The following is a 12,697-nucleotide window of genomic DNA, read 5'->3' on the forward strand; positions in this document are numbered from 1 at the left end:
ACCCTGCCCCGGGCATCCCTTCCGGGTGAGGAGGGCCCTGCAGAAGACCCCGCCCCCCAACCCAAAAAACTAGACCACCCTCCGCTCGAGGGGGCAGAGGGTGGGGCCGGGCTCTCCCAGCCGCGCGCGGAGGATCCTCAGGCCAGGGGCTTGCTGGGCCTCAAGGCTTTGTTCAGTCCGGCAGGAACAGGGAAAGACATCATAGAGGTTCCCCAAACCGACCTGGAAGGCATGCTAGCCGCGGCTCGAGCCCTTCTGCGGACGATTCGGCTGGGGAAAAGCCGCCGCTGGCACCCTGCCGCCCAGGGCCGGCGGGTGCATTTTCGCAGAACCTTGCGCAAAGGGCTGCAAACCGGAGGAGAGTTCATCCATACGGCCTGGCTGGCCCATCCCCATCAAGAACCTCGCTTTGTGTTGGTCTTGGATGCCAGCCGGTCTATGGCCGCGTATACCGAGACCCTGCTGCAGTTTGCCTTCGCCCTTCGCTTGAGCAGTGCTCGAGTAGAAGTGTTCAGCTTCTCCACCCACCTTAAGCGCCTTACCCGAGAACTCGAGGCCCATCCCAACCCCGACGATCCGCCCCGGCTCTCGGGGATGGCGGAAGCCTGGGGCGGGGGAACCCGAATCGGAGAGAGCCTGCGCCACCTCGAGCGTCACTACAGCGGCTTGGTGGGCCCGCACACGGTGCTGCTGATCGCAAGCGATGGACTCGATACCGGTGAGCCGCAGGTGCTCGAGTCCGCCCTGCGCACCTTGTACCGCCGCAGCGCCGCGTTGATCTGGCTCAATCCACTGCTTGCCCTGCCGGGCTACAACCCCCAGGCCAACTGTATGAAAACCGCCCTTCCCTACCTCGATCGGTTTTGCAGCGCCCATACCCCCCAAGAGCTGGCCAGGCTCGCCGACGGACTCCAGCTCCGCTGCTAACCCTAGCGCGCACCGGCCACTCGGGTAAAGTCGTGGTCTAGCCACCGGAAAGCCGGACCCTCTACCGCCCCCACATCAATCTTCTCGGTGGATAGGGTTTGCAGTTTAACCACCCCGTAGCCGTCTGGCCGTACCCCAAAGCTCCACCGCATCTCGATGGTCGCCACCACTTTGCCGCTGGCATCGCGCTTTTCAGAAACATAAATGGCGGTGGGGCCCTCGCTCAAGCGCTGAACCCAACGACCATACCCCGGTAGGGGCTGGGCCCCGAGGGCATAATAGGCCGCCACCGACTGGGCCAGAGCGATCTCCACGGGATTCCCGGCGGCTCGAGGCTGGTTGAACTCCCCTGGGCGAGGCACGTCATAGACCACCTCACCTGGGTTGGCCTGGGTCTGGGGGGCGCAGCCAGAAAACACCGCGGCAACAGCCAGCAATAAGGCAACAAACAGGATACGCATAGGGTTCCTCCTGCCAGAATCTTACGCTATGGGCGATAGGGGTCCGGTGGGGAATAACCCAGCCTACTCGAGCAGCTTGCCCCAGTCTGTCCTCGGTTTGGGCTGGGTGTAGGCCGTATCCATCTGGGCCAGTTGCAGCTTGCCGGAGTAGTCTTCGTTCACCGCCTGCCAGTAGGTGTACTCCTCCAACACCCACACCCCGCTCTCGCGGGCCCCATTGCCGCTGCCCCGCACCCCTCCAAACGGCAAGTGGGCCTCGGCCCCCACCGTGGAGTTGTTGATGCTGGTCATCCCGGCCCTAATCTCGGTCTTAAAGCGGTAGGCCCAGTCGCGCCGGTTGGTATATACCGCGCTGCTCAGGCCATAAGGGTGGGCGTTAGCGGCCTGGATGGCCTCTTCCACCCCATCCACCTTGACCAGGTTAATGGTCGGGCCGAAGATCTCCTGCTCAAACTGCCGCATACCGGGCCGAGCCTCCCAGACCGTAGGCCAGCCGAAAATACCGGCATCAGGGTTCCCCTTGAACAAGGGGTAGAGGTTCGAGCCCATAATTCGGCCCTTGCCCAGAAGGAGCCTGGCCCCATCGGCCTCTCCCCAGGCGTAGTGCTCATTCCAGCGCTCAAACAATCGGGCGTTGATGAAGGGGCCATAGGTCACACCGGGGTGCTCGCTGGGGTTACCAATCACAGTAGCCTCGACCTTTTCCAAAAAGCGCTTTTTGAACTCACCGTAGATGGGGGCATCCACGAGGATGTTCCCAGCACTGGTACAGCGCTGTCCTCCGGTAGCAAACGCACTCCACCAAGCCCCCTCCACGGCCAGCTCGAGGTCGCTGTCGCGCAGCACCACTAAGGGATTTTTGCCGCCGAGCTCGAGGGTGGGGCGCAGCAGGTTGCGGCCCGCCACCTCACCGATCCAGCGGCCCACCGCGGTGCTGCCGGTAAAGGCAAATTTGTTCAGAAGCCCCTCGTCCATCAGCTCCACCAGCTCCTGCCCAGTAGAGCTCTTGCCCCCACCAAACACCACGTTGATGACCCCTGGGGGCAGCCCCGCCTCCTCGAAAAGCTGGACGAACACATAAGAAAGCCCAGGGGAATCCTCGGAGGGCTTCCAGACCACGGTATTCCCAGCCAACACGGCGGGAATCAGCTTCCAAGAGGGCACCGCGATGGGAAAATTGCCCGCGGTGATCATCCCCACCACCCCGATCGGTCGGCGGAAGGTGAACAGCTCTTTGTAAAGCATCTCGCTGGGCACGGTCTGGCCATAGAGCCGGCGCCCCTCTGAGGCGAAGAACACCGCCGTGTCAATGGCCTCCTGAACATCGCCCCCAGCTTCTTTGGGGGTCTTGCCCACCTCGCGCACCATCAGGCGCACCAGGGTCTCCTTCTCTCGAGCCAGAACCCGGGCCAGCTCCAAGAGCACCCCCCCACGCACCGGCGCAGGTGTACGCGACCACTCCTCAAAGGCCTTCCGGGCTGCCTGGGCTGCCCTGCGCAGGGTGGCTTTGGAGGCCTCGGGGAAGCGGCAGACCAGGTCTTCATGATCGGCGGGATTGCGCCGCTCTTGAGCGGGGCCCTCGAAGTGCTCCTCCCCAGCCACCCAATGGCCGATCTCGAGCGCTTTCCCATATTTGCTGCGGATGCTGTGCATAACGGCTCAGATACCTCCTCAAGTAGCGATGGTCCCTCAATCCCCCTAGGGCAGCACCATCAGCTTGATTTTGAGCGCCTCAGCGGTAGAGGGGGGCACCAACTTACCCACATCGCCCCCATAGCGGGCGATTTCCTTAACCATGGTGCTGGAAACAAAGGACCAGCGTGTAGCCGCCATGATGAACAGGGTTTCCGGGTGGTTGCCGTACTGCCGGTTGAGGTGGGCCATCTGAAGCTCGCTCTCGTAATCGGAAACCGCGCGCAAGCCCTTGACAATCACCTTAGACCCCTTGACCCGCATGTACTCAGCCAGCAAGCCGCTGAAGGTATCCGCCTCAACGTTGGCAAGCTTGGCTTCAGCCACCGCGCTGCGGATAATCTCGACCCGCTCCTCCGGCGTAAACCACCACTGCCCCCGCTTAGAAGGGTTCTCCAGCACCGCTACGGTTACTCGGCCAAACAGCTTGGCCGCCCGCTGGATCACATCGAGGTGACCGTTGTGGAGCGGATCAAAACTACCGGGGTAGACCACATGCATGGGGCTTCCTCTCTTTAGCCTGCGCTCTCGAGCATTGTAACCGCGTTGGTGCCATACTCCCGCCGCTCCCCGCGGGGCAGGGAAAGCTCAACCGGATGCTGCAGGATGAGCAGCCCGCCCGGTTCCACCACCCTGGCTTCTAAAAGGCGTTCAAAATCGAGCAGCAGATCATGGGGATACGGGGGGGCCATGAAGGCCACCTGAAAGCGCTGACCAGTCTGGGCGGCCCGGAGCAGGAATTGCTCCACCGAGATGGGCTCGAGCCGCGCAGGGAGCCGGGTTTTTTGGATGTTTTCCCGCAACAAGGTGATGGCTTGTCGGTCTTTTTCCACCAGGGTCGCCGCGAACCCCTCGGAGGCGGCCTCGAGGCCTATGGCCCCGCTGCCGGCATAAAGGTCCAGAAAGCGCCCTCGGCTGGGGGGGTCCCCCTGGGGTGGAAAGCGATACCGCAGGTAATCGAAAAGGGCCTTGCGCAGCCGCACCGGACTGGGCCGAGCCGACTGAGGCACCTTCAAGGACACCCCTTTGGCCGAACCGCCAAGAATACGCAGCATGGTCGGGCTTAGCGGGGAAGGGGAACCTGGGTAGGGATCTGCACCACGTCAGGGTTGCGGAACCAAATTTGACAGGTCACGTTGTGGGTAGTGCTGGGGCGCACTCGCACCACAAAGGCGCTCGAGGCTCCATTGGCCAGGCGAGGCGCCTGGATCAACCCCGAGTTGGTGCCCCGCACCCGGTGGCTCGAGACCCCGTTGACCTGGCTCACCGTCCGGTCAACCACCCGCAAGTTAACCCGCACCGCCCGCAGGGTCATCCCCGAGCGGTTGAGCACCCTGCCCTGGGCTACCACATCCCGCCCCACTACCCGGCAGCTCCAATCCGTAACCTTGAGCTTGTACACCGAACCCTGGGCCAGGGCCAGTCCCAAAACCACCCCCAAAGCGATGATGCGTTTCATCGCCCAAGTCTAACAAACCGGGCCGGGGGCCGCCTAACGCGGATCGGGAATCAGCGAGGCGATCTGGATCAGGGCAGGGTTACGAAACCCCAGCTCACAGCGGCGCTTGCTGTCGAAATAGGTAGGAACCCGCACGCTAAAGCTGGCGGTCTCACCGGGACGCAGAATGCGAGCCCGTATGGGGGCCGAATTGGTGGCCACACGCAAGCCCCTCCCCAATACCCGAGCGCTGGCCCGCACATCCTGCAGGGGACGGTCTCCAATATTCCTGACGGTACCCCGCACCCATGCGTCTCGAGGAGAAAGCTGGCAACTCCAAGACAACACCTTGAGGTGGTATGGGCTTTGCAGCGCCAATCCACTGGTCGCCATCAACATCACACCGGTACACACGTGCAAGATTCTCACAGCAAACTCCTTGCAGGCTTGGCTACACGCTCGCCCTCGAGCTTAGCTTTCTCCTAGGGCCTTTGAGAGGGGTGAGAGGAAGGCCAGGCTTCTCATCCTCCCCACGCTTAGACAAACAAAAAAGCCCACGGCTTGGGCTTTTCCATTGGTCGAGGAGACTGGATTCGAACCAGCGACCCCCTGCTCCCGAAGCAGGTGCGCTACCAGGCTGCGCTACTCCTCGTTGCTTTGTGTGGCCCCAGGGTTTCGATCCCAGTTCTGCCCGACTAAACAGTTTGACCCCACTCGCACCCGGTGTCAAGGCTGGGAGCAGACTTCGGTACAATGCAGGCTATGGAAACCCTAGCCCACCTTTTGGGGAGCAGCCAGCCCGTCTTGGACAAGGGGTTTGTGCGCCTGATCGATGTGATGGGCGACGACACGCGAATTGTGCAGGCCGCTCGAGTGAGCTATGGCGAAGGCACCAAAACCGTGCGGGAAGACGCGGCCCTGATTGATTACTTGATGCGCCACCGGCACACCAGCCCCTTTGAAATGGTGGAGTTTACCTTTCATATCAAGGCTCCGATCCTGGTCATCCGCCAGTGGTTTCGCCACCGCACCGCCAGTGTCAACGAAATCTCTGCCCGCTACTCAGTGATGAAGGATGAGTTTTTCCTGCCTTCCCCTGCCGAACTGCGGGCCCAGAGCAACAAAAATAAACAGGTCGGGGAGGGGGGCTTGCCGGAAGAAGCCGCCCACCAGGCCCACACCCGCATCGCCGAGTCGCAGCAACGGGCCTATCAGGAGTACCAGGCCTTGCTCGAGCTCGGTGTGGCGCGCGAACTGGCCCGGGAGGTGCTGCCGGTGGGGCTCTACAGCGAGTTTTACTGGAAGCAAAACCTGCACAACCTGCTGCATTTCTTGCGCTTGCGCCTCGACTGGCACGCCCAGGCCGAGATCCGGGCCTACGCCGAGGCGGTAGCCCATTTCGTTCGACAAGCCGTGCCGCTGGCCTGGACCAGCTTTGAAGAGCACGTGTTGGGCGGGACCCAGCTCTCCCGCAGCGAGCTCGAGGCCCTGCGCCCCCTATTGGATCAAGACAAGGTCAGGCTGGCCCTGAAAAACGCTGGCTTATCCACCAGCCGCATTCAGGAGGCCCTGGACAAACTGTTCCCTCAGGGTTAAGGCGGTCTTAATCCCCCCTAAACCGCCCAGGGTCCGTGGGGTGGATACAGTTAATGGGGTAAGTCCCCGCCCCCTTGGGAGGAATCTGATGAAGCGCTACCTCTGGCTGTCCTTGTTGCTGCTGGTTGGGGCCTGTGCTAAAACCACGGCAACAAACCCCGGTATGGGCACCCCACCGGCCCGCAGCGGTCTGTGGTCCGACCCCGCTACCTGGAACGGTAAACCTCCCCAAGCCGGAGATACCGTGACCATCCCTGCCGGCCTGCAGGTTACCCTGGACGTTAATCCTCCCGCCCTCAAGGGGCTCAACGTGCTGGGCTGGTTGAGCTTCGCCGATAAAGACCTAAGCCTCAGCGCTGACTGGATCATGATTCATGGTCGGCTCCAGATCGGTAGCGCCGACAAGCCCTACACCAAGCGGGCCATCCTCACCCTGACCGCCACCAACCCCACTGAGGACGTGATGGGGATGGGCACCAAGGGCATCGGGGTCATGATGGGAGGGGTGCTCGAGGTCTTCGGCGAACCCCGCAACGGCTGGACCCGGCTCACCGCCACCGCCCCCAAAGGGGCCACCCAGATCAGCGTGGAGAACGCCGGAGACTGGCGGGTTGGGGACCGCATCGTCTTGGCCTCCACCGACTACAGCGCGGCTCAGGCCGAAGAACGCACCATCACCGGCAAAAACGGCAACACCCTAACCCTGGATGCTCCCCTGAAGTATCTGCATTTCGGGCAAATCACCGCTGGGGTAGATGAGCGCGGAGAGGTGGGTCTGCTCTCGCGCAACATCACCATCCAGGGCGATGCCAGCGTGGGTGAGGTCAAGGACAACAGCAACGGGAAAGCCAAGCCCGCCGGGTATGGCTTCGGTGGGCACGTGATGGTGATGAGCGGAGCCCAGGCGCGCATCTCCGGGGTGGAGTTTTACCGCATGGGGCAGAAGGGCAAGCTGGGGCGCTACCCGCTCCACTGGCACCTGGCCGGGGATGTAAAGGGGCAGTACCTCAAGAACTCCTCCATCTGGAACAGCTTCAACCGCTGCGTCACCCTGCACGGCACCCAGAACGCCGAGGTCAGCGGCAACGTGGCCTATGCCGATCTGGGCCACTGCTATTTCCTCGAGGACGGGGCCGAGACCGGTAACCTGCTGGTGGGCAATCTGGGCCTCCTGACGCTGCGGCCCCAACCCGGCGAGGAGCTCATCCCCACCGACAGCGAGCCCGCCACCTACTGGGTCACCCATCCGGCCAATACCCTACGGAACAACGTGGCGGCTGGCTCCGACTGGGCCAACGGTTTCTGGCTGGCCTTCCCCAAGCACCCCACCGGGGCCAGCCGAACCCCCGAGACCGACAGGACCATCTGGCCCGACCTAACCCCGCTGGGGGAGTTCAGCGGCAATGTAGCCCACTCCAACAGCAACGGCCTAATGGTGGATCGCGGCCCGGATCTGGTCACGCTCAAACCCCGCAGCAACGGTACGGTGTACAACCCGCGCCAGTTCCCCGACCAGTGCGACTACAGCGGGGCCTACGCCCACTGCGACGACAGCAAAAACCCACCGGTGGTGGCTGAATTCAAAAACTTCACCGGGTATAAAAACCGCTCCAACGCCATCTGGCTGCGTGGCCTCAACCACAAGGTGACCGGGGCCAAGCTGGCCGATAACGCCATCGGGGTGACCTTTGCCTCCGACGCGACCACCCTCGAGGATTCCCTGATCGTTGGAACCAGCGACAACAAGGGGCAGGCCGAGAGCTGGGAAAAAACCGCCGCCGATGGGCGCACACTGCCAAAGCCCTATGTGGACAACAACGACCCAGGCAGCGGTCACCTCTTCCCCATCCGAGGCTACGAGTTCTACGATGGCACCAACGGCTTCAAGAACGTCAGCTTTGTTAATTTCCAGCCCCTGGCCCTCGCCGACGGCAGCACTCGAGAAGCCGGGGCCTTGAGCTATCTGCGCTTCACCGACTTCAACATCAGCCCCCAGAACTTTGCCCAAGGGGCCCGCTTCACCAACGCCAAACCGGTGTATTTCCCACCTCGAGGCGAGCCCACCCCCGACCAGGTGGCCAAAGAGGATCATGCCGATGGGTATCGCGGGGCTGTCTTTACCGATCGCGACGGCTCAGTTTCCGGGATGAGCGGACGCAGCGTGGTCATCAACACCCCCTTCTTGCTCGACAGCAACTGCGTGGCCAAGCCCGACTGGAACGCCCAGGTCTGTGATTACCCCTACGGTCGGCTCTTCGTCGAGAACGTCTCCAACGAGGATGGGGCCAATGTGGCCCTTGCTCCGATCTCCCTGACCCGCCTGGATGGGAGCAACCCGGTTTACCGGATGTGGGGGGTACCCGAGGGGGGCGTATCCTCCAACTTCCAGGCCAGCCTGATCGCGGGGCGCACCTACGGTTTGGGGTATACCGGTTCGCTGCCGGGTCATCTCCGCATCACCCTGCGCTACCGCAAGCGCGGGGATTTCGTGCGGGTCAATCTGCCCTTTAGCGGCACCCCCAACCTCTACCGCGACTACTACATCAACAACGGGGACCCACGCTATTGCAAGCCCGAGGACAACCAGTGCGGCGGCAAGCTGCGCCCCAAGGGAAGCCTGGCCGACCTAGAAGCCTCCACCACCAGCGCCTATTTCTACGATGGCAGCACGCTTTACCTGAAGCTGCGGATCCCCCCCACGGTGAGCCAGTACGATACCGATCCCAACCGCGACTGGGCTGGGGTGGAAATCTGCCGCAGCGATCTGTGCAAATAGCCCGGAACCCGACGCTTCAACCCGGTGACCCCAACTCGATAGAATCGAGACATGCCCGACCTTGCTCGCCGCGCCGCCGAGCTGCGCCGTGAACTCAACTACCACAACTACCGCTACTATGTCCTCGACAACCCGGTCCTTTCGGATGCGGAATACGACCGGCTGCTGCAGGAGCTGAAAGCCCTCGAGGCTGCCCACCCTGAACTCCGGACCCCCGACTCCCCCACCCAGGCCGTGGGGTTCAAGCCCCTCGAGACCACCTTCGCGGCCATCACCCACCCCACCCCGCTGTACTCCTTGGACAACGCCTTTGGCCCCGAGGAGATCCGGCTCTTCGAGGAACGGATTGCCCGAGGGCTAGGTCAGGAACCCCCGTTCAACTACGCCTTGGAATATAAGATTGACGGGCTCTCGATCAACCTTTTTTATCAAAACGGGGTCTTGGAATGGGGGGCTACCCGGGGCAACGGGCAGGTCGGGGAAGACGTCACCCTCAATCTGTTGGCCGTTGAGGGCATCCCCCACCGCCTCGAGGGCATCCCGGAGCGGCTCGAGGTGCGAGGGGAGGTCTACTTGCCCATCGAGGCGTTCCTGCAGCTCAACCGCGAGCTCGAGGAGGCCGGCGAGAAACTCTTCAAAAACCCCCGCAACGCTGCTGCTGGCAGCCTGCGCCAGAAAGATCCCCGGGTAACCGCGACCCGCGGCCTGCGGGCCCTGTTGTACGGCATCGGCAGTGGATTGGCCGAAACCGGGGTGCGGACCCAAACCGAGCTGCTGGAATACCTACGGCACAAGGGTTTTCCAGTCGAAGCCCATCACCGTTCCGTACGGGGGGCCCAAGCGGTAGAGGCCGCCTATCAGGAGATGCTGGCCCAACGCCGCACACTGCCCTTCGAGGCCGATGGGGTAACGGTCAAGCTCGAGGAGCTCTACCTGCAGCAGGATCTGGGCTTCACCGCCAAGAGCCCGCGGTTCGCCATCGCCTACAAGTTTCCCGCTGAGGAAAAGCAAACCCGTGTCCTGGATGTGGAGTTTAGCGTTGGCCGCACCGGGCGCATCACCCCCACCGCCCTCCTCGAGCCGGTGGCCCTCGAGGGCTCCACCGTAGCCCGGGTGGTGCTGCACAACGAAAGCTACATCGAAGACCTCGACCTGCACTACGGCGATACGGTGCTGATCCATAAGTCCGGTGGGGTCATCCCCGAGGTGCTGCGGGTAATCCCCGAGGCTCGGCCCGCAGGAGCCCCCAAGGTGGTCTACCCTGAGCGTTGTCCCCGCTGCGACACCCCGCTGGTACTGGAGGGGAAAATTCACGTGTGCCCCAACCCGCTGTGCCCGGCCAAGGCCTATGAGGCCATCCTGCACTATGCCTCGCGCCGGGCTATGGACATCCAGGGGCTGGGGGACAAACTGGTCGCCAAGCTGCTCGCTGAGGGTTTGATCCAAGACCCCAGCGGTCTCTATCACCTTCGCCGAGAGCAGCTGGCCAACCTCGAGCGCATGGGCGAGAAGAGCGCCGAGAACCTGCTGGCGCAGATTGAAGAGAGCAAGGGGCGAGGCCTGGAACGCCTCCTCTTCGCCCTGGGCATCCGCCAGGTCGGCGATGCGCTCTCCAAGGTGCTGGCCCGGCGCTTCGGCAGCTTGGATCGGCTTCTCGAGGCCTCCGTAGAGGAGCTCGACGAGGTCGAGGATGTGGCTGAGACCACCGCCCGCCTGATTCACGACACCCTGCACCAACCGGCCATGCGGGCCTTCATTGAGCGGCTGCGGGCCGCTGGGGTAAGCCTGGAGGCCAAACAAAAACCCCAGGGCAACGCCCTCAAAGGGCTGACCTTCGTGCTCACCGGTGAACTCTCCCGCCCACGGGAGGAACTCAGCCGTGAGCTCGAGGCCTTGGGCGCTAAGGTCTCGAGCTCGGTGAGCAAGAAGACCAGCTATGTGGTAGCCGGTGAGGGCGCGGGCTCCAAGCTGCAAAAGGCCCAGGAGCTGAAGATACCGGTGCTGGATGAGGAGGGGCTGGCCGAGTTGCTCAAGGCCAAAACCGCCGCACTCGAGTAGCCTTTTGCGGCTCGCGCCTCTGCCTTGACTGTGGCCCATGCCGCTTGTACACTCACATTTGCCCGCATGGGCCAGGTGGAGAGGTGCTCGAGTGGTTGAAGAGGTACGCCTGGAAAGCGTATATAGGCTGTAAGGTCTATCAGGGGTTCGAATCCCCTCCTCTCCGCCAAAAACACAGAAATCACCCGGTAGGATACCGGGTGATTTGCTTGTACTCCCCGCCTTACTTCTTGACGATCCGCCCCTCTACCTGGGGGGCTACACTGCCCTTGGCCTGGATGTAGTCCATCACTACCTGTGCCATGAGCGGTGCGCTGTTCTCAGCGATCACCCGGGGGGCCCCTTTGAGCATGCTGTAGCCATCGCCGCCGTTGCCCATATAGTCGTTGGTGGCCACCACATAGGTCTGGGTGGGGTTAAGGGGTTCGGAACCCACCTTGACCTCGAGCACCCGCTGCCCCACAGGACGGCTGGGGTCATAGGTAAAGCTCAGCCCCGATACCTGGGGGAAACGCCCGGCCCCTTTTTCAACCTGACTAACCCCGTTCTCGAGGGCAGCTTTGAGCTGCTCGCCGGTCAGTTTGAGGCTGATCACGGTGTTACCAAACGGCAGAATGCTCAGAATATCCTTCTTGGTGATGGGCCCCGCTTCATACACCCGGTCGGTGCGAATGCCCCCGCCGTTGGTGATGGCCACATCGGCTTTGGTATAGGCCCGCATGGCATCCGCGATCAGGTCGCCAAGGGGGGCTTCTTGTGCCCGTACCATCTTCTCCCGGGCATCCAACGGCACCTTGGCTTCCCCGACCACCGCAGCCAAGCCCTTGCTGAGCTGGTCGCTGTACTGCGAAACCAGGGCCTTCATCGCCGGTTGCTCCGCCACCTTGGCATTGACCACCAACTCCTGTGGAATGACCAGGGCTTTGAGCCCTTTCATGGGATACACCTTGAGCAAACCCAGATTGCGCCAATCGGAACCCGTTTTCCAGATCAGCGTTCCGTTCACCACCTTCCACATCGGTTCGTGGTCGTGCCCCCCCAGGATCAAATCCAGGCCAGGCACGCTGGCCGCAAGCTGTTCATCATCGGCCATGGTCATGTGGGTCAGGGCGATGATGACCTGCGCCCCCTTGGCTTTGAGTTCAGGAACCGTCTGCTGAGCGGCTTTGATGAAGTCCTGATACTTGGCGTCGGGGCCAGCGCTGGTCAGGTCAAGCCAGTTGTCGGCCAGACCCAGCAACCCCACCTTCACCCCGTTCCAGTCCAGCAAAACCCAGGGCACGGCCCCGTCCACCGGCTTGCCATCGGGCCCCAAGATGTTGGTTGAGATCCAAGGGAACTTGGACTCCTTCACCCGCTGCTGGGTCACGGTAGGGCCAAAGTCAAACTCGTGGTTGCCGTAGGTGGCCGCGTTCAGCCCTAGCTGGTTGAAAACCGCGATCATCTGCTCGCCCTTGAATACCGAGGACATCACCGAGGGGGAAAGGGCATCCCCGCTGAATAAGATCAGGGGCTTCAGGGCTTTGTACTGGTCCACCAGGGTCGCAATCCGGGCCGCGCCCCCGCGTTTCCCCTTATCCACCGGTTGAATTTCGTACACGTCGTTGAAGTGCAAGATGGTTAAAGGGGCTTGCTGGGCAAACGCCATCCCCAGCGCAAGCATCAAGCCGATTGCAAAGGAACTCCAACCTCTCATGGTTATTCCTCCCACCCCCTAAGTTAATCCAATCTTTGTGGAAAGGAAATGAA

The 12,697-nt window shown here is 62.4% G+C and carries 11 protein-coding genes and 2 tRNA genes; 5 read left to right on the forward strand and 8 right to left on the reverse strand.

Annotated features, from left to right (window positions below):
* Positions 1-927, forward strand: a 927-nt coding sequence (locus Mgrana_RS06080) for a vWA domain-containing protein (protein ID WP_119356718.1), incomplete at its 5' end; no start/stop codon positions are given.
* A gap of 2 nt (positions 928-929) precedes the next feature.
* On the opposite strand, the gene Mgrana_RS06085 is transcribed toward Mgrana_RS06080, so the two are convergent.
* From Mgrana_RS06085 to Mgrana_RS06115, 7 genes are all read right to left on the reverse strand, one after another.
* Complete coding sequence (locus Mgrana_RS06085; RefSeq protein ID WP_119356719.1) at positions 930-1,388, reverse strand: hypothetical protein; 459 nt, start codon at positions 1,386-1,388, stop codon at positions 930-932.
* A gap of 63 nt (positions 1,389-1,451) precedes the next feature.
* A complete protein-coding gene (locus Mgrana_RS06090) occupies positions 1,452-3,041 on the reverse strand; it encodes an aldehyde dehydrogenase family protein (protein ID WP_119356720.1) in 1,590 nt (529 codons plus the stop codon).
* A 45-nt stretch (positions 3,042-3,086) separates the two neighbouring features.
* Positions 3,087-3,581, reverse strand: coding sequence for a pantetheine-phosphate adenylyltransferase (gene coaD / locus Mgrana_RS06095; protein WP_119356721.1), 495 nt, complete (start codon positions 3,579-3,581; stop codon positions 3,087-3,089).
* Between the two features lie 14 nt (positions 3,582-3,595).
* The gene (locus Mgrana_RS06100; RefSeq protein WP_119356722.1) at positions 3,596-4,135 is read right to left on the reverse strand and encodes an RsmD family RNA methyltransferase; all 540 of its coding nucleotides are present in this window, start codon (positions 4,133-4,135) and stop codon (positions 3,596-3,598) included.
* Positions 4,136-4,143: 8 nt separating this feature from the next.
* Complete coding sequence (locus tag Mgrana_RS06105; RefSeq protein ID WP_119356723.1) at positions 4,144-4,539, reverse strand: hypothetical protein; 396 nt, start codon at positions 4,537-4,539, stop codon at positions 4,144-4,146.
* Positions 4,540-4,572: 33 nt separating this feature from the next.
* Positions 4,573-4,947: an FxLYD domain-containing protein gene (locus Mgrana_RS06110; protein WP_240631266.1), complete on the reverse strand. Its 375-nt coding sequence runs from the start codon at positions 4,945-4,947 to the stop codon at positions 4,573-4,575.
* A gap of 146 nt (positions 4,948-5,093) precedes the next feature.
* Positions 5,094-5,170: transfer RNA gene (locus Mgrana_RS06115), tRNA-Pro, on the reverse strand.
* Positions 5,171-5,280: 110 nt separating this feature from the next.
* Here Mgrana_RS06115 and thyX point away from each other — a divergent pair.
* The 4 genes from thyX to Mgrana_RS06135 all read left to right on the forward strand — a co-directional run bounded on the left by thyX (position 5,281) and on the right by Mgrana_RS06135 (position 11,117).
* Entirely contained in the window at positions 5,281-6,114 is an 834-nt protein-coding gene (thyX, locus tag Mgrana_RS06120) for an FAD-dependent thymidylate synthase (RefSeq protein ID WP_119356725.1), read from the forward strand.
* A gap of 88 nt (positions 6,115-6,202) precedes the next feature.
* Positions 6,203-8,890: a G8 domain-containing protein gene (locus Mgrana_RS06125; protein WP_119356726.1), complete on the forward strand. Its 2,688-nt coding sequence runs from the start codon at positions 6,203-6,205 to the stop codon at positions 8,888-8,890.
* A gap of 51 nt (positions 8,891-8,941) precedes the next feature.
* A complete protein-coding gene (gene ligA / locus Mgrana_RS06130) occupies positions 8,942-10,948 on the forward strand; it encodes an NAD-dependent DNA ligase LigA (RefSeq protein ID WP_119356727.1) in 2,007 nt (668 codons plus the stop codon).
* Between the two features lie 77 nt (positions 10,949-11,025).
* Positions 11,026-11,117 (forward strand) — tRNA-Ser (locus Mgrana_RS06135).
* Between the two features lie 54 nt (positions 11,118-11,171).
* Here Mgrana_RS06135 and Mgrana_RS06140 read toward each other — a convergent pair.
* On the reverse strand, positions 11,172-12,644 hold the full coding sequence (locus Mgrana_RS06140; protein WP_119356728.1) for a bifunctional metallophosphatase/5'-nucleotidase: 1,473 nt from the start codon (positions 12,642-12,644) through the stop codon (positions 11,172-11,174).
* Positions 12,645-12,697: the final 53 nt, after the last annotated feature.

The organism is Meiothermus granaticius NBRC 107808, from assembly GCF_003574355.1.
Classification (GTDB): Bacteria; Deinococcota; Deinococci; order Deinococcales; family Thermaceae; genus Meiothermus; species Meiothermus granaticius.